Source organism: Vibrio sp. Vb1729 (genome assembly GCF_033338655.1).
In the GTDB taxonomy this organism is placed as follows: Bacteria; Pseudomonadota; Gammaproteobacteria; order Enterobacterales; family Vibrionaceae; genus Vibrio; species Vibrio alginolyticus.
This window is the reverse complement of record NZ_JAWOTB010000003.1, coordinates 18944-43993: the sequence shown is the minus strand read 5'-3', so window position 1 is coordinate 43993 and position 25050 is coordinate 18944. Positions and strand designations below refer to the sequence as shown.

The following is a 25050-nucleotide window of genomic DNA, read 5'->3' as shown; positions in this document are numbered from 1 at the left end:
CAACTCTCAAACACTTGTTTAAATTTTGTTAACTACACCAAGAATTCGCGTTGCGACCTCGAGTATTTGCTCTAAATGACAGTGATGACCACCCTTGACAGAAACCACTTGCGGTGGGTTCTCTCCCCAATCAGCTTGGTTAGATGGTAAATTCTGAAATCCTTGATCGCCTAATACAATCAAATGAGGACAACGTATTTGGCTGGTAATCGAGTTAGCATGCGCTTGCGCCATTCGGTAAAGCGACGCACATTTTAACTTGGCGTCATGCCGCCAATACCATTTATCTCCTCGCTGCTCTGTTCCACGCTCGACTATCGGTAGAAGTTGCTCAGCGGTTAATTGGTTGGCTTGCATGCGTAATTTTAACGCCAGATCGAAGGAGGCAATGGCTCGCTCTGGCTTGTTTTGCTGTCTTATTCGACTTAAAACGCCATCGCGAAGACGAGGCAAACTGTTAGTAGGATCCTCATGAAGAGGTCCTGCTCCCTCAATTTGCACAAGAGCTTCGACCTGCTCTGGAAACGCTGCACTATAGCAACTTGCGATTAAAGCACCAAGTGAATGCCCTACTAATATCAGTCTGTTTGGTGATAATTCGTCCAAAAACTGATACAAATCGGCAATATAGTCGTGAAAGGGGGAATAATTATCGTGAGATTTATGACTCGATAAACCGTGACCAAAATGATCGATGGCGAGGAGGTGTAAGTGAGGATTAAGTTGATTCAACTGCTCCATGAGCGCTTTAAAGCTGCCCGCATTATCTAACCACCCATGAAGAAAAACGACTGACAAGTCAGCCGTTTTCTCGTTCCCTATCTCAAGGGCTGCCATTTTGCCGACAGGAAGCTCGAATTGACGCTCATGCATCGCAGATTATTTGACCTGTTTTATCACTTTACCGTCTTGTGGGAAATCATTACGCCACATGCGGCAGTTAATCGAGTAACATGGGTAAAAGTAGGTTGGCGAGTCATACATGCGTACACGTTCTTCAATTTTCCATAAACGGTACCCTTCCCCCTTAATTACCGGGAAGATGTAACCGTGCTCACCGATCTTTCCTTCTTCTTCCCCTGCTCCTTTGCCTACAACCGTCACCAAACGGCCTTCACTAAAGGCGACAGGCTCTAAATAGCCATCAAAATAGGCGACAAAACGCCCCGTAGGCTCTTCATCAATATCAGGTTTACCAGACTTACTGATAGGAAGGTTTACAATCTCTAGACGCGTTTTATCTTTAAAGTTATCCACTTTAGCGATGATTCCACCAAGGCGAACATCTTCACTCACTTGCCCCTGAGACTCAGCAAAAGCTTTATAGTCTGTAACGACCAACTCTGTGCTTGCATTTAGCTCCTCTGGCAACGAGCTACACGCAGACAAACCAACCGTAGCAAATAATGCGAGAAAAAACCGTCCAAAAACCTTCATAAACCACCTTTCAATATTAGTAACCCCAAGCTGGGGAGATCTCACACGTAAATATCGACACCAAGTAATTGAGCCAGTTCCTCTTTTTTAGCTCGATTCATGACATCCATGTACTGCTCCATGGCTTTACGTGCGCCCCCTTCAGGAAGGTCATATTGCACTTGAGCTCGGTGAATTTGGGACTCATCCACGTGTTTTATGGAGTGCGCCACGGCGTTAGCAACCTTTGAAGGCTGACCTACAGGCTGCTTTGTTTGTGATTTATTTACCGGCTTCTTTTGACTGGCTTTATTAGTGCGATTTGCACCGGGAATCAAAGAAGGAGGCAAGCCATTAATCGACGCCATAGCACTCAATAAAAATACAGGGCAAACGCCCTGCTTTTTGTCAGGTTAATGAAAAACGGACTATTCGCGACCAGGAAGTTTTTTCCATGTCACATTATCACGTAAATAAACAGGGCTCGAATCTTCGACCGGCACAGTATTACCCTTTTTAAATTCTTGTTCAGCAAGAATCACAATGTCTTGTGAATCAGGGTACAGAACGTCACCATGCGTCAAATTAAACGGTAGGTCTGCTAATACTCCTTGGTAAGCATCCCAACCAGTACCTGCTGTCGTCCACGTTTTGTCGTCTGCTTGTGCTTCTTCAACGAGACGTGCTGGTGGAATTACGCACTCTGCATCCATCTCTGCCCACTCACCGTTTGCTTGGCGAGTGTAACGTGCCCAGTAAACTTCACCCATACGTGCATCAATGGCCACAGCGACATCGGTCACACCATGTAAGCGATAGCTACCTTGAGCCATTGCAGCCAGCGTTGAAACGCCGATCATAGGTAAGTCAGCACCGAACGCCAAACCTTGTGCGATACCAATACCGATACGAACGCCAGTAAAGCTACCTGGACCACGTCCAAACGCTAACGCATCCAGCTCTTGTAGAGTCAGGCCAGCTTCTTTGAGTACTTCATCAACCATTGGCAGTACTTTTTTGGTGTGATCGCGTGGTGCAACCGCGCTACGTGAAATCACTTGATCATTAGCCAACAACGCAACTGAACAGTTTTCAGTCGCTGTATCGATAGCAAGAATTTTTGCGCTCATTTAACTCTCTACAACTTTCATTTATTGGGTTATGCCTCAGCACTTGCGTCTGTGACAGATTGTTCTGCTTTCAGGAATGCTTTGATTCCATCTAAGTCTCGCGTCCTTGGGATAGGTGGTAGGCTTCCGAGGAAAATACCACCATAGTCTCGCGTGACGAGGCGATTATCACAAATGATCAACGCACCGTGATCCTTCTGATCTCGAATTAATCGCCCTACTCCCTGCTTTAACGTAATCACTGCATCCGGGATTTGTACTTCAGCAAATGGTTCACCGCCACGTAATCGACAATCCTCGATACGGGCTTTGAGTAACGGATCGTCAGGGGCGGTAAACGGTAATTTGTCGATAATAACACAGCTCAGCGCATCACCTCTAACATCAATCCCTTCCCAGAAAGCGCCCGTCGCCACGAGTAAAGCGTTACCCAGTTCCATAAACTCCGCCAAGGTTTTCTGCTTACTCATCTCCCCTTGCATTAACACAGGCAGCTCAAGTACTTCTCGGAACTTCTCACCTAGTTCACGCATCATGCTGTGCGAGGTACATAAAAAGAAGCAGCGACCATCATTTTCTTCAATCACCGGAGCAAGCATTCGGACTAACTTATCCGCTAAGCCGTTACTGTTTGGCTCTGGCAAATACCTTGGCACACAAAGGCGCGCTTGCTTTTGATAATCAAAGGGGGACGGCAGAGAAAATTGCTTTGTAGGCTTGAGGCCAAGGCGCTCAGTAAAGTGCTTGAAATCGCCCGATACGGCTAGGGTTGCTGACGTGAAAATCCAAGCGCCTTGTTTAATCTCTATTTGCTCATGGAACTTGTCCGCGACAGAAAGAGGCGTAATGTGCAGAGCGAAATGACGAGGCGAGGTATCGTACCAGTATGAGTAACCGGTAATATCGACATCACATACCCGGTCGATACGGCCTTTGATCAAATTTGCTCGTTCAAAGGCGGTATCCAGTAATTGACTGCGCCCTAAGGCTATTTTGAGTACATCAATCGCCAATTCGAGGCTGTCAGTTAAGCGCAATAATTCTCGCTTAATAGAACCTGATTGCAACGCCTCACGCCAGTTGCCACGAAAGCCTGGCTCACCCAATACAATCCGCATGTCCATTGCGCTTTGCATGAGTTTGTCGCCCACTTTTTGCAATTGACGCATATCTTTGGCTTCGGTGCGATAGGCTATTTCAATGTCTTTGGCAAGATCGTGAATTTGGCGGCTTGAAACTGACTGGCCGAAATATTCGCTCGCAATATCTGGCAACTGATGAGCTTCATCAAAAATAAACACATCGGCTTCTGGAATCAGTTCACCAAACCCTGTTTCTTTAATCGCTAAATCAGCAAGAAACAAGTGATGGTTCACTACAACAATGTCGGAATCCATGGCTCGCTTACGCGCTTTCAATACAAAGCAATCAGTGTAGCTCGGACATTCTTTACCTAAACAGTTATCATTGGTTGAGGTGATGGTCGGAATGATCATGCTGTCTTCTGGCAGATCATCACAATCCCCAAGGTCACCTGTTTTGGTTTCTGATGACCAAGCACGCACTTTAACCAGTTGAGTTAATAACGTCGGGTCAGATTCATTAGTGTGGCTTTCGACCATTTGGCGGCTCAAACGATCCAAACACAGATAATTAGAACGCCCTTTTAATAACGCCACTTGGCCATAAAAACCAAGCGCATTGACCATGAGCGGTAAGTCACGATGGTACAACTGCTCTTGCAAGTTTTTCGAGCCTGTACTGATGATCACTTTTTTACCGCTTAACAGCGCAGGGACTAAGTAGGCGAAGGTCTTACCGGTTCCGGTTCCTGCCTCCACCACCAACTGGGTTTGATCTTTGATCGCACTGCTGACGGCTTCCGCCATATCGATTTGTGGCTGACGAGCTTGAAAGCCAGGAATGGCCTTACCTAACGCGCCATCAGAGGAAAAAGTTTTTGCGATCATGCTTGGTATTGAGTTTGAAAAATTATCGAGAGTATATCAGAGGAATAGGAGTGACATCAGCCCACAATCTGACCAGCTTGCGGCGACACGCGGATATTTTGTTGAAACCAACGTAAGAATAGATTATTTATGGTGAAACATGGCAGTACAGTTACACCCGCCAGGGAATAATAACAAATTCGTACGCTAAAATATTAATGCATGGAAGTACCTGATTTATGGAAAAGAAAACACTGTTGACCCACTGTTCTGACGCCCCGGGTCTCATCTCGAAAATTACTAATATCTGTTACAAGCACCAACTCAACATCGTTCACAATAACGAATTTGTTGATAATACCAGTGGCCACTTTTTCATGAGAACGGAGTTGGAGGGGTACTTCAACGATCAAACGTTTCTTGCCGACTTGGACCAAGCTCTCCCGCAAGGTGCTAAGCGTAAATTGGTTGGCTCTCGCCGTAAGCGCATCGTCATTCTCGTCACAAAAGAAGCGCATTGTTTAGGCGATATTCTGATGAAAACCTACGATGGAAGCCTAGATGTTGAGATCGCCGCTGTGGTGGGGAATTACGACAAACTGCAAACTCTCACTGAACGCTTCGACATTCCTTACCACCATGTGACCCATGAAAACCTTAGCCGTGAAGAACACGAGCAGAAGATGCTAGAAGTGATCGATCAATACGATGCTGACTTTTTGGTGCTAGCTAAATACATGCGCGTATTAACGCCGACGTTTGTTGAGAAATATCACCACAAAATCATTAATATTCATCACAGCTTCTTACCTGCTTTTATTGGCGCGAAGCCATATCAACAAGCTTACGATCGCGGTGTGAAAATCATCGGTGCAACAGCACACTTCGTGACTAATGATTTAGATGAAGGGCCGATCATCAAGCAAGACGTAATTCCTGTCGACCATACATTCAATGCCCAAGATATGGCGCAAGCGGGACGCGATGTAGAGAAGAACGTATTGAGTAAGGCTTTGAATAAAGTGATCAATGACCACGTCTTTGTTTATGGGAATAAGACAGTGATCCTGTAATCCCTCCGTACTAGTTACAACGATAGTGAAACCCGTCCAACTTGGCGGGTTTCATCTTTTCAGAAGATCCCCCCTCCAATTCTAACCATCAAAGTTAAACCGATACGTTATAATTTTTCATTTCTCCACAACTATTTACTGAGAGAATGATTCCGTTTATCATTTGCCCTCCTTATAATAAACCACGTTAATATTACGGAATTAAAATGAAAAAAACGTTAGTGGCTTTTCTGATTGGGCTGACTTTACCAGCAACCACAATCGCAGATACTCTTGAGCCTGTTCAGAATGATGTATCCACTCGCATTATCGGCGGCGAACCTGCCAACACTTCCGACTGGAAATTTATTGCTTCACTGGTACGTAAAGGACAACCTACATCTATTGGTCACTTTTGTGGTGGCAGTTTCCTAGGTGGAAAATACGTATTAACTGCTGCGCACTGTGTGGAAGGTCTTAATGCGGACGATCTGGATATCGTTCTTGGTCTTTATGACAAAAACAGAGAGTCTCAAGCACAGCGCATCGCCATTAAAAATATCTATTCACATGATGAATATAACAACATAACAACGAACAATGACATTGCTCTTATTGAATTAGAACGCAATATCGATAGCGCAACTATTGACCTGGCAACGCCAGAACTTTTAGATAGCGTACGCGTAGGAGACAAGTTGCACGTGGCTGGATGGGGAAATACGTCCACGACAGACCGAATATACCCAACCGTTTTACAACAAGTAGATTTGGAATACGTAGATCGAGCTACCTGCCAAAACCTACCAGGAAACTACTCTAATGTATCAGATGACGGTATTTGCGCCGGATACTATTGGGGAGGAAAAGATAGCTGCCAAGGAGATAGCGGCGGTCCACTCATCGTTGATGATAACGGTATCAACAAATTGCTAGGCGTGGTCAGCTGGGGGGATGGATGTGCTCAACCAAACGCTTATGGTGTTTACGCCAACGTCGCTCATTTTCAACACAATGGATGGATAGATAGCCATCGCAATACTATCAGCTTCACTAAGTACCGAGATCTTCGTTTCGTTGAGCGAAAAGCGCAGCAAGAGACCTTTACTATTCGTAATGACGATACTATCCCATTCAACATCTACCAAAGCACAATATCATACGGAAGTACCATCGAGAAAAGCACTTGTACTGGTACCTTAAAGCCTTCGCAAAGCTGTCAAATTACCGTCGGCTACCAACCTAGCTATTCGGGATCAGAAACAACGATAGAGCTCTTTACCGATCATCCGAAACTGTCCAGACTCACAACAACTTTCGAGTATTCAGGTGTAGATAAAGCAAGCAGATCAGTGCGTAATGCCATTCCGCTAGCAGACGCAAATGTTTATACCGGTCAAAACGCTTGGACGGCTGAAAATGGTGAACTGCAATCAGCGGATATGGGAGCTTATCCTGGTGTATCTGAGCTGGTTTTGACCGATCTTCCGAAGGGCAAACTTACCATGGATCTCAAAGTAATGTCCGATGGTTTTGATTACTTGTTCATCTTAGTTAATGGTGAAATTTACGATAGCACCAACCAACTCCTCGATTATAAAGAGATCCAGATCGATCTTTACAAAGCATCTAATACGATAACGTTTGAATACGTCCAACACCCGTTTTCAAGTGGCATTTACAGCGCGCAAGCATTTGTTCGCAACATAAATATGTCAGTCAGCACAGATAATACGGGCGATGCTGGTAACGACGTTAATAAAAAGTCTAGTTCAGGCGGCAGTTTATCTATTGGCCTACTGGTGTTAATGGCTGCAGGTTCATTCGTACGACGCAAAAAAAGGTAACGAGATGAAACATAGACTCAAGATATTCCTACTTGGTTTGGGCACTATCAGTTTAACTGCATGTTCAGCAAACGCAGGACTGCAAACAAACCAGACGTCTGAGCACCAAGCAATGATGGTAGAGACTTATAGGACAAGTGAGAGTCAAATTTCATTTATCACAGAGTCTAACGGCTGCAGTGAAAACGAGGACTTTAGCCTAAAAATAGAGCAAAGCTCACAGACAGAAGCTCTTATTACTATCGTTAGAGACAAGGCGGATCATTGTAAACGAATGCCGTTTGCCAAAACTTTTACACTGCCTTTAGATGAAGAGTTGAAAGGCAAAAAACTTTCCATTACCAACCCAAAAAGCAAGTCACTGGCTAAATAGTGATTCGCTTACGAAAGGGAGCCTCGGCTCCCTTTTTGCCTATCGCAACTCAGCAATTCTCACCCTAGCGTTTTACGCCTGCTCAGACTCCACAATACGCTTAAGTGAATGCGGGTGCAGCTTGATACAAATGCCTTGGTACTTAAACGCCACCGTTGGGTTGTTCAAGCGTTCGCCATCCCCTTTCGGGCTCGACAGTTTGATCTTTACACCCAGCTCTTCCAACTCATTAAAACGCGCCCCAAACGCTGGGTAAGTATGTTTCAAATCAGCAAGAAACTCGTCTGCAGTTTCGGTATGAGACGGAATAACAAACTCCACATGTTCCCAGCTTTCAATTGGGTAGATTTTGCCTTCCGCAGGGTATGGCAGTTCCAGACACTCTATCTTCCAGCCACGGCTTTCTAACGCTTTGTCGAATTCAATAACAATAATCGGGCGACCGTTGATTTTCGCTTGTGAAATCACCTTACCGTATTGATTCCATGCTTCATGCGCGGCTTTTGCTGTTTCAGTATCATTAATTCGCAGCGCAATATGGTCAGCTTGAGCAAAGCTCAGATCCAGTTTTAACAGGGATGCAAGCTCTTCAATCTTCGCCATAAATGCATCCAGATCTTGGATCATCAATTTAGGCGCTAGGCGTTTTTCAACTAGTTGAGTCGTCATTGTGGTTCTCTTTTGGGGCGATTTATCTCATTACTCTGAGCGCAATAGTAAACGCAAACCAAACCACATTTCCATTCAATCGAAAAAGTATAAATTTCCCCAATTCCTCTCTGTATGAAAAGCAATAAAGTTGTTATCATTAGCCCCATTTTTGTGAACTCCAACAGAACTCGGCACTTACTTCGCCGAGTTCTTCGTCCTTGAATTGAAGGAAACGCGTGTGAATATCCAAGCACTTATTAATGACAAAGTATCTCAGGCTCTAGAAGCCGCTGGCGCACCTGCAGGCAGTCCTGCGGCAGTACGCCAATCAGCAAAGCCACAATTTGGTGACTACCAAGCAAACGGCGTAATGGGCGTTGCTAAAAAACTGGGTACTAACCCACGAGAATTTGCACAGAAAGTACTGGATGTTCTAGACCTAGATGGTATTGCGAGCAAGACAGAAATCGCTGGCCCTGGTTTCATCAACATTTTCCTAAGCGAAGAGTTCCTAGCAAAACAAGCGGAAGCAGCACTGGCTGACTCACGTCTTGGCGTTGCAGAAGACGAAGCTCAAACTATCGTTGCTGACTACTCTGCACCAAACGTTGCTAAAGAAATGCACGTTGGTCACCTACGTTCAACCATCATCGGTGATGCGGTAGTACGTACTCTTGAGTTCCTAGGTCACAAAGTGATCCGTGCGAACCACATCGGCGACTGGGGTACTCAGTTCGGTATGCTTATCGCAAACCTTGAGCGTGTACAACAAGAGTCTGGCGAAGTTTCTATGGAACTTGCGGACCTTGAAGGCTTCTACCGCGAATCGAAAAAGCTGTACGACGAAGATGAAGACTTCGCAGTAAAGGCGCGAAACTACGTTGTGAAACTGCAAAGCGGTGACGAGTACTGTGCAGAAATGTGGAAAAAACTCGTTGATGTAACCATGATCCAAAACCAGCGCAACTACGACCGTCTAAACGTGTCACTGACTCGTGACGACGTGATGGGCGAGAGCATGTACAACGACATGCTTCCTAAGATCGTTGCAGACCTAAAAGAACAAGGTCTTGCCGTTGAAGATGATGGCGCGCAAGTTGTATTCCTAGATGAATACAAGAACAAAGATGGCGAACCAATGGGCGTTATCGTTCAAAAACGCGATGGCGGTTTCCTATACACAACAACAGACATCGCATGTGCAAAATATCGTTATGAAGAGCTAAGCGCAGACCGTGTGCTTTACTTCATCGACTCACGTCAACACCAGCACCTAATGCAAGCTTGGACAATTGTTCGTAAAGCAGGCTACGTGCCAGAGTCAGTATCTCTTGAGCACCACGCGTTCGGCATGATGCTTGGTAAAGATGGTAAGCCATTCAAGACTCGTGCGGGTGGTACCGTTCGCCTTGCCGACCTTCTAGATGAAGCAGAAGTTCGTGCAGCACAACTGATCGAATCTAAAAACCCTGAGCTAGATGCGGAAGAAAAAGAGAAGATCTCTAAAACAGTTGCAATGGCAGCGGTTAAATACTCTGACTTATCTAAACACCGTACGACTGACTACGTGTTCGATTGGGACAACATGTTAGCGTTTGAAGGTAACACAGCACCATACATGCAATATGCATACACTCGCGTAGCTTCTATTTTCGCTAAAGCTGGTGTTGCTATGGACGCTCTCCAAGGTGACATCAAAATCACTGATGAGAAAGAGAAAGCACTTATTGCTAAGCTTATGCAGTTCGAAGAAGCGGTTCAATCTGTCGCTCGCGAAGGTCAACCACACATCATGTGTAGCTACCTATTCGAACTAGCAGGTCAGTTCTCTAGCTTCTACGAAGCGTGCCCTATCCTAGTTGCTGAAGACGAAGCAGTGAAACAAAGCCGTCTGAAACTAGCAGCGCTAACAGCGAAGACCATCAAGCAAGGTCTGTCTCTACTAGGTATTGATACTCTAGAGCGCATGTAAGCGATTCGAGAATCGAGAATCGAGAATCGAGAATCGAGAATCGAGAATCGAGAATCGAGAATCGAGAATCGAGAATCGATATGATTTCAAAAGGTTGGCGTGAAAGCGTCAACCTTTTGTTTTATCTGGCGTATACTGATGTCATTCAATTCAAATCGGATAATATAATGAGTTTTGAACTGCACCCTCAATTGGCAAAAGACACTACCGTTATCGGTCACTTCCCACTGTGTGTGGCACTTCTGCATAAAGACAATGCCGTGCCATGGGTTATTTTGGTACCTAAACGTGCAAACCTAAAAGAGCTTCACCACTTGCCAATGAAAGAACAGCAACAGTTTTTGCTAGAATCTCAGGCAGTAAGCCAAGCACTGGAAGCAACATTCCGTCCAGACAAGTTAAACCTTGGCGCACTAGGTAACATGGTGCCACAGCTGCACATTCACCATATTGCTCGCTTCAAAGATGACGTCGCATGGCCGGGACCGGTTTGGGGTAACACCAAAGGTGAATTCCGTACAGAAGAAGAGCAAAACGAATTACTTGGTCGCATTAAAAACGTGTTGTCACTGAGCTCTATTTTCCAAAAAGCATAAGAACTGCAAGCGAAAATAATTCGCCTTTGAATACGGCTGAAATAGACAGAGAAAGATTAATACGTATTTGTAACAATCTTTCTCATTTTTCTGGGATTATCACTAAAATAAAACTTGTTTAGACTACCAGCTCAGTTAGAGAGGGTCATCATGAAACAAGTCTTCAACACATTCCGATACGTCAGCTGGATCGCCATCATCTGTTCCATGGCTGCTTCATTCTTGCTTTTTCTTATGGGTGCAGCAAAAACCTATTCGGCATTTGCGGTCTTCATTCTCAATCAAACACCTCCAGAAGCACTCGCACATTTAGATAAAGCAGACATCGCGATCGCTTATTTGATCAAGTCACTGGATACGTTTCTTGTCGCACTAGTTTTGTTCATCTTTGCTCACGGCATCTACACACTATTTATTTCCAACAAAGCTAAAGCGAAAACACAAGAGCAGTCGGTTTTGCATTGGATCAGAACCCCGAACATCGGCCATCTAAAAAACATTTTGGCTGAAGTCATCATCGTGATCTTGTTTGTGAAGTTCTTAGAGCTCGTGCTGATTAACTTCGACAGCTTAGATTGGACGATCTTAACATTACCTATTTCGATTTTAGTTTTAAGTCTTGGTTTGAAGTTCCTAGGGTTAGGCGCGACTAAACACTCTGAAGAACATTAATTTCGCTGTATTCACAAACAATAACCAGCAAAATAAAAGCCGCATCATTGCTGATGCGGCTTTGTCGTTTTTACGTGATAATTTTTAGGTGACTAATTTTGATAGTCGCTACATGGTGACTGTCAGAGACAAACCATCTTGTTTAGTCACTGAGTAGCGAACACGAGTCACGTCATGAGCTTTATTAGTGTCGACTAGGCGGCTAATTTTGCCCTTCTTAATCCACACGTTTAACATCGCGTCGGCGCCATCTTCACTCATCCCAAACTGTTTAGCCAGATCTGACTGGGAGACGGTTCCTTTGTCTGCAATGTATTGATAAAGCTCTTTTAAAATCATGCTACTTGCGCCTCTAATGCACCGTTTTGTTTCTTACCAACTTGTTTGAACACACGGTAGGTACCAAAGAAGATAGCAACGATCACAGCCATCCAAATGCCACTTGTCACTGGGCTATCTGCGAAATGCGTCAATTGGTTGTAGAACGTCGCACATAGGTAAGCCAAGCCCATTGTCCAAACCGCAATAAAGCGTGCGAACTTATGACCAAACTCACGTACGTAAGCCCCCATCGCCGCCACACAAGGTGTGTACAGTAGGATAAAGATTAGGTAAGCAAATGCGGCATTGCCAGAAGCAAACTGAGATTTAATGTTACCGAAGATAGAAGCATCGACTTCTTGTTCTTCGGCAACGGCATTTGAGTCAGTTAAGTCACCCACTTCAATGCCTAGTGGATCTGAGTAGCTCAAACCGGCTAAGTTTTCAGGGATACTCATTACTGCCTCTTCTAGGCTGCCCATTAGATCAAATTCTGCGTCTTCACCGTCGCTTGGCGTGGTGTACAGGCTGTTAAGCGTACCAACTACCGCCTCTTTTGCGAAGATACCGGTAATGATACCAACCGTCGCTGGCCAGTTATCTTCTTGAACACCGATTGGCGCGAATACTGGAGTTACAACTTGCGCAGCTTTAGAAAGCACCGAGTTTTCGCTGTCTTCATTACCAAAACTGCCATCAGTACCCAATGAGTTGAAGAAACTCAGAATAGCAACAACGATAACGATGGTTTTACCTGCACCAAGTACAAAGCGCTTTAGCTTTTGCCAAGTTTTGATCACCACGTTTTGTAGCGTCGGAAGCTCGTAATCTGGCATTTCCATCAATAGGCTATCGCTGCTACCAGGGTAAAGCGTGTGCTTAAGGAAAAGACCTGTGAAGATCGCTGCCACAATACCAAGTAGGTAAAGTGCGAATACAATGTTCTGGCCAGAACCTGGGAAGAATGCCGCTGCGAATAGCGCGTATACAGGCAGACGAGCACCACATGACATAAATGGTGCCATAGAGGCAGCCAGTTTACGCTCACGTTCTTGGTCTAGAGTACGAGTTGCCATGATTGACGGTACGTTACAGCCGAAACCAAGAACCAACGGTACAAATGCTTTGCCCGGTAGGCCGATCTTCTGCATCACTTTATCTAGTACGAATGCTGCACGAGCCATGTAACCTGAGCTCTCAAGTACCGCTAGGAAGAGGTACAAACACGCGATAACCGGAATGAAGGTTGCAACTGTCTGGATACCACCACCGATACCATCAGCAAGAACCGTCACTAACCACACAGGCAAATGACCGTCTAACAAGTGATGCCCACCATCAACCAACAATGCGCCCACACCAATGTCAAAAAAGTCGATAAATGCACTACCGATGTTAATCGAGAACATAAACATCAGGTACATAACAACAAAGAAGAAAGGAATTCCAATCCACTTGTTCAAAATAAACTGGTCGAGTCTTTCAGTCACACTACGACTTAACTTGCCTTCGCTTCGGCGAACTTTTTTACACTGTTCATGCAGATGCGTGTACTTAGTATCCGCGACATGCAAATCGATATCCAAATCTAACGTCGTAATGACTTCCAAGACTTTGCTTCTATCAATATCAGAAAGACTATTGAGCACCATTGTGTCTTTTTCAAGCGCACGAATCGCTAGTGCACGATGAGCGACGGTTTGGTCGTTAAAAAGTGCGGAAACCGTTTGAATTGCCGACTCCATCTTCTCACCATAATGCAAAGACAATTCTTTAAGTGGCACTCCTTGAACGATGGATTTATGGAGCTTTTCTTTAAACTCTGCCACTTGAGTTTTATTGGTTGCAGATAAACTGACAACCGGACAACCTAACGTTTTCTCAAGCTCTGCAACGTTAATCATCTGACGTTCACGCTTTAGCGCATCCATCTTGTTGAGGACAACAATCATAGGGCGACCAAGTTCGCGAAGTTGCAGCGTCATATATAAGCTGCGCTCTAAACTTGTAGCATCCACCACGTTAATAATGAGATCAGCAGGATGAGTTAGAACCGCACGCGATGCGATGGATTCATCAATACTATTACTATCATTACCACTGTCTAATGAGTAAATACCCGGAAGGTCAGTGAGCAAAAACTCATCCCCAGCATGCTTGAATTGTCCCGTTTTCTTTTCAACCGTGACGCCTGCCCAGTTACCAACTTGCTGTTTTGCGCCAGTTAAACCATTAAATAGCGTCGTTTTACCACTATTAGGGTTACCTACGGTTAGCACTTGATATTGCATTACACTCGCTCCACTTCAATTTTCTGAGCAATTGTTTCTCGCAATGCGACAGACACACCACGGACTTCGACTTGTAAAGGATCGCCCATTGGCGCACGTCGAATCACTTTGACTTCTGTATTGGGAAGCAGCCCCATTACCATGAGTTTCTTTCTGATATCTGATGAAAGACCATCTAACAACCGAATCGTCACCGTATCGCCAGGATTAATCTCTGATAACTTCATAGTGGCCCTTAAGAGTATTGCTAATGAGAAATATTATTATTTAATGAGTTTAGGTTGCCAATATTACTCCCCTATACCCCCTCAATCCTTGTGTGAAATCAAAGATTCCGTAAATGTTTTCACGCTTTCAAACGTTAACTTCGTAAATTTCCTCTCGTTATTTACGTCAAAATTAACAATTAAAAATGACACCTAACGAAACAAAAATGTCACAAACCAAGATAGAAAACAAAAAATACAAATTAAAACAATTGGTTAAGTAAAAAACCAAACGTTGTCGCTTTTCTCATATAAACATGGCGTTATTTTTATAAGAAAAATAAGTAACCTCTCGTATAGTTACTCCATCGAGAGGGCAACCTCTCTAATAAATTCCAGAGGTGGCATGGCAACATGTCACTCCGGCAGCAAGCGAAGGTGTCCTTGACACCCGTGGTATAGTCCCCCCGGCTATACCACGATATTTTTTTTCACCTCTTTCAAAACTTCTTTACCTTATTCATCTTTTCAACACAGTTTTCGTTTTCACGAATGTCGCACACCATCATTCACCCAAATGAACAACGCTCTTTTGATACAGCAATACAACTGTCATTTATTTGTTGCAACTATCAATAAATCATTCTCTTGAAGCCATTTATGCTTATTGCTATGAACATCGCGACTAACAGATAGAACGTGATCGTGCTTACGTGTTGAGAATGGATTTGTAGGCTAGATGTGATGAAAAAACAATGAAACTCACTGCGTTAGCAACTGCAGCAATAATAGAGCACTGCATGCAGCTCCCCAGCATCTTAACTATTAACTAGGGAGCGTGTAATGAAGGTTTTCTAGTTAATTTCTTGGCTTTCTTGAGTCAAAGCAAACTTGGACGGGGGCAAACCAAAATGTAGCTTAAACTTTTGGCTAAAGTAAGATGGATCATTAAAGCCACAGTTAAAGGCGACTTCACTGATTTTCTCACCCGCCAATAACTGTTCACACGCCGTTTCTAAACGAACCTCTGTGACATAGTCTTTTAACGTTCTTGACGAGGCAGATTTAAAACGTCTCTGCAAAGAGCGTTCAGACATATACAGCATTTTAGCGGCTGACGCAGTGCCAAATTCAGGATCATGGTAATGCTCTGCCACTAATTGATAGACTTTTTGCAACCACTCTTTCTCTGGTGTGACTTGATCTTCTGCAATAGTTACAGGATTGGGTTCTTGCTGCGGTTCATCCAGATAACTACTTTCCTTCGCAGATGGCCATGTAATCTCGACTTTGTTTTGAGCATCAGAAGAGAAGACAGCCAAATAACCACCACTCGTTGTCACTAATTGGGCAAGGTGGTCAATACTCAACTCAGAGTGATTTAAGTTAGATGGAAACCCAGTCGCGACTTTATTAGGTAATTGCGTCCCGTAATCAAGAAAGCTCAATGACACAATATCATGCCCCTCTTCTAGCATAATTCTAACCGTTTGACCTCGGAAAGAGCGCTTGATGATATTGGCAAAAATGCTATTGAAAATAACATCAAGATTAAAGCTTTCCAGAGCAACCCGGCTCTGCTTGCTCTCATCTTCTAGCTCTACCAAAATACCCGCTTTTGCAAAGTCATCTTGCCATACATCAACCACTGACTGAGTTATCTGACTCAAGTTGTAGTTCTGGCTCCCACCACTTACATCACTTGGAACACTTTTGAGTTCATTTAACTGCCAATTCGTTTTAGCCAAATGCTCCTCTGTCGCAGTATCCAGAGGCATAGGTAGTTTCGCCACAATAAAGTCGACGCTTGATTTTATGGATAGAGCTACATGGTCTACGAGTAGGTTTCTAACTTGAATCTGTTTACGTAATTGCTGGTTGCTCGTAAGCAACACTCTACTTTGATGTCTTAACTGATTCGTTTTGAGGGTCACTTGAGCTGCTAGATCACGGTTAGCCTGTACAACGTAGCGCGAGCGCCAGAATACGAGTACTGCAACGACCGCAATACTAGCTACGACAAAGCCTAAAATAGCAAATCGCGATAGATACCAAGGATGAAGGACGATAAAGTGAGATTCTAAACCAACGACTCCAGCGGCAACTTGAGACTCATTACTGACCTGCAAGTGATATTCACCGGAACTAAGGTGCTCGAGTGTCAGTTGGCCCCCCTCTAACGTTTGCCATGGGTCATCGTTGTTCAATCGATAGTACAAGTTTTGACTGTCTGGTTTTGGCATCACACCGAATAAAAAACTCAGCGAAGATCCATATGGCAGTGTGAGCCCATTCAGATCGGCACTACCAACTTGCAGAACTTCATTTTCAAGCACAACTTGGCTAACAATAAACTTAGACTCTGGGGGATTAGATACAAGCAGCTTGGATGCTTCTGCTTTTACGAGTCCGTACTTCGACCCCAGAACAAGCTCTCGCTCACCAATTTCTGTCTGCTGTATAACGCTACAAATACCAGGGAGGAACTCATTGTTCATTAAGCCTGATGACGATGAGTAATGTTTCACTAACTCACCCGAAAGGTGGTAATAGCTTAAACCGACAGAGGAAGCTAACCATACACCTTGCCTGTCTCTGATCAAGCAAGCAGGTCTGGCGTTGGGCTCACTCATTTCAACAACACGTTTTTCATCGCTTCGTGTATCAGTTTTAAACACACCATAAGATGAAGCAAACCACTGGCTGCCATCAACCGCCGTGGTCATGTCTAATGATTCACCAAACTTTTCTGAAAAACGGATAAACTGGATGTTGTCATTACTGTATTGGTATACGCCATGATCGGTGCCTATTAATAGGGCATCTTCAGTATCATATAGGCGCGTAACCTTAGCAGGCAAATACTGACTTACTAGCCACTCACTTCCAAAGTTTCGTACGCTTCGTGCAGCAGTATCAACATTGTAAAGATGGTATCCGCTTGATACCCAAAGACGGTCATCACCATCAACGGTCACATGCTCTACGGCATGTCCGGCCATAACCTGTAAATAAGGATATGTAATCTTGTTGAGACCATTTAGCTCAAATATTTCCAGCCCTTTTGAGGTCGCAAGCCAAAGCATACCGTTTTGAAACGCAAATTCATTGATCTGCGACTCCAACTCTAAGACTTGGTTAATCCCACTCTTTCCTGAACGATAAATCTTTCGGTCATCAGCAAACCAAAGCGCACCATCAGGACCTTCAATAGTTTGCCGAATTCGTCCTGATAGGGTGTGTGAGTCATAACTACTAAAGGTCACTCGTTCAAATTTTTTACTAAATAGCGAGTAATAACGAATACCTTGGTTAGTCGCAATCCACATCCCTCCCATATTGTCGCTCAACAACGAATAAATCTTCGTGTTATCTAACTCTAACTCAAGAAAACTTGCAGGCGCGACTTCGGTGACCTCACCTGAAAAAAATGAGTACAAATAAAGACCATGCTCGGTCCCCACCCAATACTCTTGATTTGTCTCTGCGAATGTCAAAACATGTGAGCCGCCAATTCTAATCACTTCTTTATCAGGCTGGTAAATGTTGAAAATTAAAGCGCCACGCAATGTACCTATCAAAATTTCTCTTCGCGTGTGTGAATAATAGACTTTCTCAATGTAGTTTTGACCTGAGGCAGCGACATGGTCAAACTTATCACCTTCAGAAAGATAGAAGCCGGAAGTCGTTGCTAGTGCCCACTTGGTTTCAACTAGCACCGCATCATTAATGTAAACGTAGCTATTATTACTATGTTGATAGAGCTGCAATAGAGAGAAAGAGTTTAACTCGCTAGTGTCGATATTGTAGGTATAGAAATGCGCGCCATCACTCACCCAAATATAGTTCTTTGAAGACCCTATTTTTCTTATTTGTGAGCCTGGATTTAAACTAAAGACTAAACGTCGTTCCTGATTTGGATAGGTTCGATAGACCTCATTTTCAATAAAGGTCCAAAAAGCACCTTTATGATAAGCCAACTGCTTAGCCGACGTTTGTAGGAAGCTACCTGATTTAGGCAATATAGTTTGACCATCGTAAAACAGGACTCGTCCGTGTACGTCATGAATCCACAAACCGCCCTTTTCACCCAAGAACAACTTTTTAGCCGCGATAAAAGTACCCTTTGCCTGAGTTGGCAAAGGGTAAAAGATTGCATTTGCATTATGAAGCGCAAATGCTTGGTAGGATAAGACAAAGCCCAACAGAGCAAGGGCTAATTGGCGTAGCAAGACGAAAACCTTTTGTATCAATTTGTGCTCTGAAAGTGACCGTTCATCGTTTGTAAAACATGGATTGATACGGTTATTTTGAGCTGATAATTATTGGTAATGATATCTCAATTACTTTCTGAGAAAAGGCTCGCCTTACCAAAGGTTGTAATTCTTACTACTGGATCACGTTAAAAAGACTACTCCTACATTACGACAGCACTTAATCTGACTTTTTGTTCAAGCATTGCTCAAAACTATTCGCCATATTGTTGAGAAAAGTAAAGTAACTGCCAGGTTTTGCTTCAATTGTACTCCCTAACGGGTCAAGCTCGCCTTTAGCGACATCACTGCCTCTCATTACGCTCTGAACGACAGCCGGGGTAAACTGAGGTTCAGAAAATACACAAGCCACATCTTCACCACTTAGCTTTTGACGAATTTGAATTAAGGTCTTCGCTCCTGGCTTGCGTTCTGGGCTCACAGTAAAATACCCCATTTGATTTAGTTCATAACGATCTTCGAAATAACCGTAAGCATCATGGAATACAAAGTAACCTTTGTTTTTTACTGGTGCCAGCTTCTGCTTTATCTGTTGGTCAGTGTCTTTTAGCTCGAGTTCAAACTTTTTGAGGTTCGCTTGATATTGAGCTGCATTTTCCGGATCAAGTGATACAAGTTGATTCACAACAGCCTTGGCCACTTGTTGTGCTTGGCTTACACCTAGCCAAAAGTGCGGATCATGTGAGCCATGATCGTGCCCATCATGGTCATGGTTGTGCTCACTATCAAATTCACGCAATTCTAGATTTGGAATTTGACTAATAGTCAAAGTATTCGATCTATCCGAAACAACTTTCTCTAGAAACGGTTCAAGATCATGTCCGTACCAGATAACCAAATCAGCCGAAGCGACCTTTTTAACATCCGATGGACGCAAAGCATAGTCATGGGGTGATGTGTTAGACTGCAATAGCACGTCTGGTGAAGTTACTCCTTGAGTAAGCTCTGTTACTAACAACTGAATAGGTTTGATACTCGTCAGTACCGTTACCGCCTGTGCTGGCAGTGTTAACATTGCTGAGGCAGCAAGAATTAATGCTCTTTTCATAGTTTTACTTGGGATATGGCGTGGAAAGTGAGATAATGTTACATTATAACATTATTGATTTGCAAATGAGTTTCATTCATGTCTTCCTTAGTCCATCTTGAGCAGTTATGCGTCGAGTTCGATGGCCGCAGAGTTCTCGATAACATTAGTATGGAATTAGAAAAGGGCAAAATAACTACCCTAATTGGTCCCAATGGAGCGGGAAAATCAACGTTAGTCAAAGTTATCTTAGGTCTTCAAAAGCCGACTAGCGGCAAGTTGAACCGACAAAGAAAACTGAAAATTGGTTACGTTCCTCAAAAGTTGAAGCTCAATGACTCCCTTCCATTGAATGTAACCCGCTTCCTAAATTTAGCAGGAAAATACAGTAAGCAGGAGTGCATTGATGCATTAAGGCTTGTTGGCGCTGAACATTTACTTAATAGTAATATGCATCGCTTATCCGGTGGTGAAAACCAACGAGTGTTACTGGCGCGCGCTCTGCTTCAGCGTCCTCAGCTATTAGTATTAGACGAACCAGCTCAGGGGGTGGATATCCAAGGTCAAATCGATCTCTATGACTTAATTGAGAGCATTCGTCACCGCTTTGATTGTGGCGTATTTATGGTATCGCATGACTTACATTTAGTGATGGCGAAAACGGACGATGTTATTTGTCTGCATCACCATGTTTGCTGCTCAGGTTCACCTGCCACTATTACTCAGCACCCTTCTTACATCGCGCTATTTGGCAATGCAGCGAGAGAATCTCTCGCGTTTTATCATCACGACCATGAGCACCATCATCACGATTTATCCGGAACGCCAGTAAGCGGTGATGCGACATCATGCTCCCACCATAAACACGGACATCACCATCATGATTGAGTTTCTCCTACCTTCTATTCTTGCTGGTATTGGTATTGCGATCATTGCCGGTCCACTTGGGTCATTTGTCGTTTGGCGTAAAATGGCTTACTTCGGAGATACCCTAGCTCATGCATCGTTAATGGGCCTAGCGCTGGGCTTCTTGCTCAACGTAAATCTCTACCTTGCGCTACTCGTCTGCTGTTTAGCTCTGGCCGTTTTGCTTGTCACTCTGCAAAAGCAACAACTTGTGGCTACAGACACGTTGTTAGGTATCTTGGCACACAGTGCACTCTCTATCGGTTTAGTATCGGTTAGCTTTTTGGAAAACGTGCGCGTCGATTTAATGAGCTACCTATTTGGGGACTTACTTGCCGTCTCTCCACAAGATCTGATGTTTATTTACGCAGGTGTTGTTGCGGTGAGTGCGTGTTTGTACGTCTTCTGGCGCCCACTGCTTTCTAGCACTGTTAGTGAAGAACTTGCCGCTGTTGAGGGCGTGAATACAGACTTAGTTCGATTGGTGTTAATGCTAATGGTGGGTGTAGTAATCGCAGTAGGTATGAAGTTCGTTGGCGCGTTGATCATGACTTCGCTCCTAATTATCCCAGCAGCAACAGCACGTAAAGTCTCTTCATCACCAGAGCAAATGGCATTGTTCGCATCTATTATTGGCTCAGTGGCAGTACTGATGGGGCTTAGCCTATCATGGCACTTCGATACACCGGCCGGCCCTTCTGTAGTGATCAGCGCAACATCCTTATTTATGCTGAGCCAGCTGATTAAAAGCAAAGCATAATCGCATTGAGCATTAAACGCGAAAGACCTTGCTAACAACAAACATAAACCCACGGAAACGGAAAAAGAAAAGCCTGCGAAGTCGCAGGCTTTTTAATACTTATTAAGTAGTGTGGTCGATTACCAACCCGTCACTTCACGTAGACCTTGGCCAATCTCTGCTAGAGATTTCACAGTTTTAACGCCAGCCGCTTCTAGTGCAGCGAACTTGTCTTCAGCAGTACCTTTACCACCAGAGATAATCGCACCAGCATGGCCCATACGCTTACCAGGAGGCGCAGTTACACCAGCAATGTAAGAAACCACTGGCTTCGTTACATTTTCTTTAATGTATGCTGCTGCTTCTTCTTCTGCAGTACCACCGATCTCACCGATCATAACGATCGCTTCTGTCTCAGGGTCTTCTTGGAACAGTTTTAGGATATCAATGAAGTTTGAACCCGGGATTGGGTCACCACCGATACCAACACAAGTAGACTGGCCGAAACCTTCGTCAGTGGTTTGTTTAACTGCTTCGTAAGTTAGAGTACCGCTACGAGATACAATACCTACTTTGCCTTTCTTGTGGATGTGACCAGGCATGATACCGATCTTACACTCATCAGGAGTGATAACGCCCGGACAGTTAGGACCAATCATGCGAACGCCAGTTTCTTCTAGCTTCACTTTTACGTCGATCATATCTGTAGTAGGGATACCTTCAGTAATCGTTACGATTAGCTCGATACCCGCGTCAATCGCTTCTAGGATTGCATCTTTACAGAAAGGTGCTGGTACGTAGATGACTGTCGCTGTTGCGCCAGTCGCTTCTACTGCTTCACGAACTGTGTTGAATACAGGAAGACCTAGGTGAGTTTGGCCACCTTTACCTGGAGACACACCGCCAACCATTTGCGTACCGTATGCGATAGCTTGCTCTGAGTGGAAAGTACCTTGACCACCAGTGAACCCCTGACAGATTACTTTAGTGTCTTTGTTAATTAATACAGACATTATTTAGCCTCCGCAGCAGCAACAACTTTCTGAGCAGCATCAGTTAGCGACTCAGCAGCAATGATATCAACATCAGAATTAGCAAGAACTTCGCGACCTAGGTCAGCGTTAGTGCCTTCAAGACGAACAACAACAGGTACGCTTACGCCTACCTCTTTAACCGCGCCGATAATACCTTCTGCGATCATGTCACAACGTACAATACCACCGAAGATGTTAACAAGTACCGCTTTCACATTGTCATCAGATAGGATGATCTTGAATGCTTCAGCAACACGCTCTTTCGTCGCGCCGCCACCTACATCTAAGAAGTTAGCTGGTTTGCCGCCGTGTAGGTTTACGATATCCATCGTACCCATTGCTAGGCCTGCACCGTTAACCATACAGCCAACGTTACCGTCTAGTGCTACGTAGTTCAGCTCCCACTGAGCTGCGTGTGCTTCACGCTCATCTTCTTGTGAAGGATCGTGCATTTCACGAAGCTTAGGCTGACGGTACAGTGCGTTTGAGTCGATGTTGATCTTACCGTCAAGACATAGCAAGTTGCCTTCACCAGTAATCACAAGTGGGTTGATCTCTAGCAGAGCAAGATCGTACTGAGAAAACATAGTGCCAAGACCCATAAAGATCTTAACGAATTGTTTGATTTGGTCGCCTTCAAGACCAAGTTTGAACGCTAGCTCACGACCTTGGTAAGCTTGTGGACCTACTAGTGGGTCAATTGCTGCTTTGTGGATGAGTTCCGGCGTTTCTTCCGCAACTTTTTCAATTTCCACACCACCTTCGGTAGAAGCCATGAAAACGATCTTACGGCTAGCACGGTCAACTACCGCACCTAGGTATAGTTCGTTCGCAATATTTGAAGCTTCTTCAACAAGGATTTTTGTTACTGGCTGACCATTTGCGTCTGTTTGGTAAGTTACTAGGTTTTTACCTAACCACTTCTGTGCAAACTCTTTAACGCCTTCTTTTGTATCGTGTAGCTCTACGCCACCCGCTTTACCACGGCCACCAGCGTGAACCTGACATTTAACTACTTTCTTGGCTGTACTAATACGGCCTGCGGCTTCAAAAGCTTCTTGTGGTGTATCACACGCGTAGCCTTCTGGCACAGGCAAACCGAATTCTGCAAACAGCTGTTTGGCTTGGTATTCATGCAAATTCATTTCGATATTCCGTCTGTTTTTCCCTTAAGGGATTTATTATTTCCATAACGCTGCAGTCTTGGCTGCTTGTACGTCTGTAGGGTCTTCTCAAATCAATCCTTTATCATGAGTTCTCATACTGAAGGATTCAAATGAAGGCCAAACGTTGAGCTAGTCTAGCCATTGAAATTTTTAACGTCTAGCTACCTACGATAACTAGACGTTTTAGCGATATTAAACGTCTAATAGGAGACGTGCTGGGTCCTCTAGTAACTCTTTAATCGTTACTAGGAAACCAACTGATTCACGACCGTCAATTAGGCGGTGATCGTAAGATAACGCTAGGTACATCATCGGCAAGATTTCAACTTTGCCATCCACTGCCATCGGACGCTCTTGGATCTTATGCATACCAAGAATCGCTGATTGAGGTGGGTTGATGATTGGTGTAGACATTAGTGAACCGAACACACCACCGTTTGTGATAGTGAAGTTACCGCCCATTAGCTCGTCTACCGTTAGCTTGCCATCACGACCTTTGATAGCCAGTTCTTTGATGCCTTTTTCAACATCAGCGAAACCAAGCTTGTCACAGTCTTTTAGGACAGGTGTAACTAGACCACGTGGCGTTGATACCGCCATGCTAATGTCGAAGTAGTTGTGGTAAACAATGTCATCGCCATCAATCGAAGCATTTACTTCTGGGTAACGCTTAAGCGCTTCTGTCACTGCTTTCACGTAGAAAGACATGAAGCCCAAACGAATACCGTGACGCTCTTCGAACTGATCTTTGTACTGCTTACGAAGGTCCATGATTGGTTTCATGTTCACTTCGTTAAACGTCGTTAGCATTGCCGTGTTGTTCTTCGCTTCTAGCAAACGGTTAGCAACTGTCTTACGAAGGCGAGTCATTGGAACACGTTTCTGACTGCGAGCCGCTGCCGGCACGTCAACCACTGCTGGCGAGTCTTCTTTTGACGCAGATTTAGCGTTCGCAAGATGCGCTTCAATATCTTCGCGCGTAATACGACCACCAACACCAGTGCCTTTCACTTGGCTTGCTTCTAAGCCATGTTCAGCCAATAAACGGCGCACTGCTGGGCTTAGTGCGTCATTACTTTCTTCGCTAAGCGCAGCTTTGTGACGCTTATCAGGAGATGCTTCAGTACCTTCTGTTTTGTCTGCAGTTGGTTCACCTGCAACTGCGCCTGGCTTCAATTTAGCAATGATTTGTTTAGAAAGTACTGTCGCACCTTCTGCTTCAACAATAGCTTCTAAAACGCCAGCTTCCGGAGCTGGAACTTCTAGCACAACTTTGTCTGTTTCGATGTCAACCAAAACCTCGTCACGCTCTACTGCGTCGCCCGGTTGTTTGTGCCATGTCGCTACGGTTGCATCAGCAACTGATTCAGGTAAATCTGGAACCAGAATTTCAATTGTCATATCTGTTTCTTCCTTTAACTTCTAGTT

The 25050-nt window shown here is 44.3% G+C and carries 22 protein-coding genes; 8 read left to right on the top strand and 14 right to left on the bottom strand.

All coding sequences use genetic code 11. The features are described from left to right. Window positions 1-18: 18 nt before the first annotated feature. Genes R7E29_RS01475 through R7E29_RS01455 form a run of 5 tightly spaced genes read right to left on the bottom strand, consistent with a single transcriptional unit; the run spans window position 19 to window position 4516 of the window. On the bottom strand, window positions 19-873 hold the full coding sequence (locus tag R7E29_RS01475) for an alpha/beta fold hydrolase (protein ID WP_213906497.1): 855 nt from the start codon (window positions 871-873) through the stop codon (window positions 19-21). A gap of 6 nt (window positions 874-879) precedes the next feature. Then, window positions 880-1437, bottom strand: a complete 558-nt coding sequence (locus tag R7E29_RS01470) for a Slp family lipoprotein (RefSeq protein WP_005382214.1) — start codon at window positions 1435-1437, stop codon at window positions 880-882. A 41-nt stretch (window positions 1438-1478) separates the two neighbouring features. After that, entirely contained in the window at window positions 1479-1784 is a 306-nt protein-coding gene (locus tag R7E29_RS01465) for a hypothetical protein (RefSeq protein ID WP_005382213.1), read from the bottom strand. A 60-nt stretch (window positions 1785-1844) separates the two neighbouring features. Next, on the bottom strand, window positions 1845-2546 hold the full coding sequence (gene tsaB, locus R7E29_RS01460) for a tRNA (adenosine(37)-N6)-threonylcarbamoyltransferase complex dimerization subunit type 1 TsaB (RefSeq protein ID WP_213906498.1): 702 nt from the start codon (window positions 2544-2546) through the stop codon (window positions 1845-1847). Between the two features lie 29 nt (window positions 2547-2575). Next, window positions 2576-4516, bottom strand: a complete 1941-nt coding sequence (locus tag R7E29_RS01455; protein ID WP_005382210.1) for an ATP-dependent DNA helicase — start codon at window positions 4514-4516, stop codon at window positions 2576-2578. Between the two features lie 218 nt (window positions 4517-4734). On the opposite strand from R7E29_RS01455, the gene purU reads away from it, so the two are divergent. The 3 genes from purU to R7E29_RS01440 all read left to right on the top strand — a co-directional run bounded on the left by purU (window position 4735) and on the right by R7E29_RS01440 (window position 7767). Beyond that, entirely contained in the window at window positions 4735-5568 is an 834-nt protein-coding gene (gene purU, locus R7E29_RS01450) for a formyltetrahydrofolate deformylase (protein ID WP_005382206.1), read from the top strand. A gap of 206 nt (window positions 5569-5774) precedes the next feature. Next, the gene (locus tag R7E29_RS01445) at window positions 5775-7394 is read left to right on the top strand and encodes a S1 family peptidase (protein WP_005382202.1); all 1620 of its coding nucleotides are present in this window, start codon (window positions 5775-5777) and stop codon (window positions 7392-7394) included. Window positions 7395-7398: 4 nt separating this feature from the next. Further along, complete coding sequence (locus tag R7E29_RS01440) at window positions 7399-7767, top strand: hypothetical protein (RefSeq protein ID WP_017819944.1); 369 nt, start codon at window positions 7399-7401, stop codon at window positions 7765-7767. Between the two features lie 72 nt (window positions 7768-7839). On the opposite strand, the gene R7E29_RS01435 is transcribed toward R7E29_RS01440, so the two are convergent. Further along, entirely contained in the window at window positions 7840-8436 is a 597-nt protein-coding gene (locus tag R7E29_RS01435; protein WP_054576705.1) for a VOC family protein, read from the bottom strand. 220 nt (window positions 8437-8656) lie between these two features. Between R7E29_RS01435 and argS the strand changes: the two genes are divergently transcribed. The 3 genes from argS (at window position 8657) to R7E29_RS01420 (ending at window position 11658) form a co-directional block, all read left to right on the top strand. Beyond that, entirely contained in the window at window positions 8657-10390 is a 1734-nt protein-coding gene (gene argS, locus R7E29_RS01430) for an arginine--tRNA ligase (protein ID WP_054576704.1), read from the top strand. 167 nt (window positions 10391-10557) lie between these two features. Next, window positions 10558-10986 (top strand): HIT family protein, encoded by a 429-nt coding sequence (locus R7E29_RS01425; RefSeq protein ID WP_005446436.1) that lies wholly within the window; start codon window positions 10558-10560, stop codon window positions 10984-10986. Window positions 10987-11136: 150 nt separating this feature from the next. Further along, window positions 11137-11658, top strand: a complete 522-nt coding sequence (locus tag R7E29_RS01420; RefSeq protein WP_042523163.1) for a YqhA family protein — start codon at window positions 11137-11139, stop codon at window positions 11656-11658. 108 nt (window positions 11659-11766) lie between these two features. Here the strand turns inward: R7E29_RS01420 and R7E29_RS01415 are convergent, their stop codons facing one another. The 5 genes from R7E29_RS01415 to znuA all read right to left on the bottom strand — a co-directional run bounded on the left by R7E29_RS01415 (window position 11767) and on the right by znuA (window position 19798). Next, the gene (locus tag R7E29_RS01415; RefSeq protein WP_005382192.1) at window positions 11767-11997 is read right to left on the bottom strand and encodes a FeoC-like transcriptional regulator; all 231 of its coding nucleotides are present in this window, start codon (window positions 11995-11997) and stop codon (window positions 11767-11769) included. Then, on the bottom strand, window positions 11994-14270 hold the full coding sequence (feoB, locus tag R7E29_RS01410; protein ID WP_054576703.1) for a Fe(2+) transporter permease subunit FeoB: 2277 nt from the start codon (window positions 14268-14270) through the stop codon (window positions 11994-11996). Before feoB ends, R7E29_RS01415 begins: the two co-directional genes overlap by 4 nt. Continuing rightward, window positions 14270-14497, bottom strand: coding sequence for a ferrous iron transport protein A (locus R7E29_RS01405; RefSeq protein ID WP_005382190.1), 228 nt, complete (start codon window positions 14495-14497; stop codon window positions 14270-14272). The genes feoB and R7E29_RS01405 overlap by 1 nt, the downstream gene beginning before the upstream one ends. 833 nt (window positions 14498-15330) lie before the next feature. Further along, entirely contained in the window at window positions 15331-18708 is a 3378-nt protein-coding gene (locus R7E29_RS01400; RefSeq protein ID WP_054576702.1) for an AraC family transcriptional regulator, read from the bottom strand. A gap of 202 nt (window positions 18709-18910) precedes the next feature. Continuing rightward, window positions 18911-19798: a zinc ABC transporter substrate-binding protein ZnuA gene (gene znuA / locus R7E29_RS01395; protein ID WP_054576701.1), complete on the bottom strand. Its 888-nt coding sequence runs from the start codon at window positions 19796-19798 to the stop codon at window positions 18911-18913. Window positions 19799-19876: 78 nt separating this feature from the next. Between znuA and znuC the strand changes: the two genes are divergently transcribed. Both znuC and znuB read left to right on the top strand, forming a co-directional pair. Beyond that, a complete protein-coding gene (gene znuC, locus R7E29_RS01390) occupies window positions 19877-20665 on the top strand; it encodes a zinc ABC transporter ATP-binding protein ZnuC (RefSeq protein WP_005382185.1) in 789 nt (262 codons plus the stop codon). Beyond that, window positions 20658-21443, top strand: coding sequence for a zinc ABC transporter permease subunit ZnuB (znuB, locus tag R7E29_RS01385; protein ID WP_005382183.1), 786 nt, complete (start codon window positions 20658-20660; stop codon window positions 21441-21443). Before znuC ends, znuB begins: the two co-directional genes overlap by 8 nt. Window positions 21444-21562: 119 nt before the next feature. On the opposite strand, the gene sucD is transcribed toward znuB, so the two are convergent. From sucD to odhB, 3 genes are all read right to left on the bottom strand, one after another. Beyond that, window positions 21563-22435: a succinate--CoA ligase subunit alpha gene (gene sucD, locus R7E29_RS01380; RefSeq protein WP_005382181.1), complete on the bottom strand. Its 873-nt coding sequence runs from the start codon at window positions 22433-22435 to the stop codon at window positions 21563-21565. Continuing rightward, window positions 22435-23601, bottom strand: coding sequence for an ADP-forming succinate--CoA ligase subunit beta (gene sucC / locus R7E29_RS01375; protein WP_005382179.1), 1167 nt, complete (start codon window positions 23599-23601; stop codon window positions 22435-22437). The genes sucD and sucC overlap by 1 nt, the downstream gene beginning before the upstream one ends. Before the next feature lie 213 nt (window positions 23602-23814). Then, on the bottom strand, window positions 23815-25023 hold the full coding sequence (gene odhB / locus R7E29_RS01370) for a 2-oxoglutarate dehydrogenase complex dihydrolipoyllysine-residue succinyltransferase (protein WP_005382177.1): 1209 nt from the start codon (window positions 25021-25023) through the stop codon (window positions 23815-23817). Window positions 25024-25050: the final 27 nt, after the last annotated feature.

Excerpts from the sequence above, each read along its gene's own strand:
- R7E29_RS01475 (WP_213906497.1), bottom strand. The coding sequence starts at position 873 with ATGCATGAGCGTCAATTCGAGCTTCCTGTCGGCAAAATGGCAGCCCTT.
- R7E29_RS01470 (WP_005382214.1), bottom strand. The coding sequence starts at position 1,437 with ATGAAGGTTTTTGGACGGTTTTTTCTCGCATTATTTGCTACGGTTGGT.
- R7E29_RS01465 (WP_005382213.1), bottom strand. The coding sequence starts at position 1,784 with ATGGCGTCGATTAATGGCTTGCCTCCTTCTTTGATTCCCGGTGCAAAT.
- tsaB (WP_213906498.1), bottom strand. The coding sequence starts at position 2,546 with ATGAGCGCAAAAATTCTTGCTATCGATACAGCGACTGAAAACTGTTCA.
- R7E29_RS01455 (WP_005382210.1), bottom strand. The coding sequence starts at position 4,516 with ATGATCGCAAAAACTTTTTCCTCTGATGGCGCGTTAGGTAAGGCCATT.
- purU (WP_005382206.1), top strand. The coding sequence starts at position 4,735 with ATGGAAAAGAAAACACTGTTGACCCACTGTTCTGACGCCCCGGGTCTC.
- R7E29_RS01445 (WP_005382202.1), top strand. The coding sequence starts at position 5,775 with ATGAAAAAAACGTTAGTGGCTTTTCTGATTGGGCTGACTTTACCAGCA.
- R7E29_RS01440 (WP_017819944.1), top strand. The coding sequence starts at position 7,399 with ATGAAACATAGACTCAAGATATTCCTACTTGGTTTGGGCACTATCAGT.
- R7E29_RS01435 (WP_054576705.1), bottom strand. The coding sequence starts at position 8,436 with ATGACGACTCAACTAGTTGAAAAACGCCTAGCGCCTAAATTGATGATC.
- R7E29_RS01425 (WP_005446436.1), top strand. The coding sequence starts at position 10,558 with ATGAGTTTTGAACTGCACCCTCAATTGGCAAAAGACACTACCGTTATC.
- R7E29_RS01420 (WP_042523163.1), top strand. The coding sequence starts at position 11,137 with ATGAAACAAGTCTTCAACACATTCCGATACGTCAGCTGGATCGCCATC.
- R7E29_RS01415 (WP_005382192.1), bottom strand. The coding sequence starts at position 11,997 with ATGATTTTAAAAGAGCTTTATCAATACATTGCAGACAAAGGAACCGTC.
- feoB (WP_054576703.1), bottom strand. The coding sequence starts at position 14,270 with ATGCAATATCAAGTGCTAACCGTAGGTAACCCTAATAGTGGTAAAACG.
- R7E29_RS01405 (WP_005382190.1), bottom strand. The coding sequence starts at position 14,497 with ATGAAGTTATCAGAGATTAATCCTGGCGATACGGTGACGATTCGGTTG.
- znuA (WP_054576701.1), bottom strand. The coding sequence starts at position 19,798 with ATGAAAAGAGCATTAATTCTTGCTGCCTCAGCAATGTTAACACTGCCA.
- znuC (WP_005382185.1), top strand. The coding sequence starts at position 19,877 with ATGTCTTCCTTAGTCCATCTTGAGCAGTTATGCGTCGAGTTCGATGGC.
- znuB (WP_005382183.1), top strand. The coding sequence starts at position 20,658 with ATGATTGAGTTTCTCCTACCTTCTATTCTTGCTGGTATTGGTATTGCG.
- sucD (WP_005382181.1), bottom strand. The coding sequence starts at position 22,435 with ATGTCTGTATTAATTAACAAAGACACTAAAGTAATCTGTCAGGGGTTC.
- sucC (WP_005382179.1), bottom strand. The coding sequence starts at position 23,601 with ATGAATTTGCATGAATACCAAGCCAAACAGCTGTTTGCAGAATTCGGT.
- odhB (WP_005382177.1), bottom strand. The coding sequence starts at position 25,023 with ATGACAATTGAAATTCTGGTTCCAGATTTACCTGAATCAGTTGCTGAT.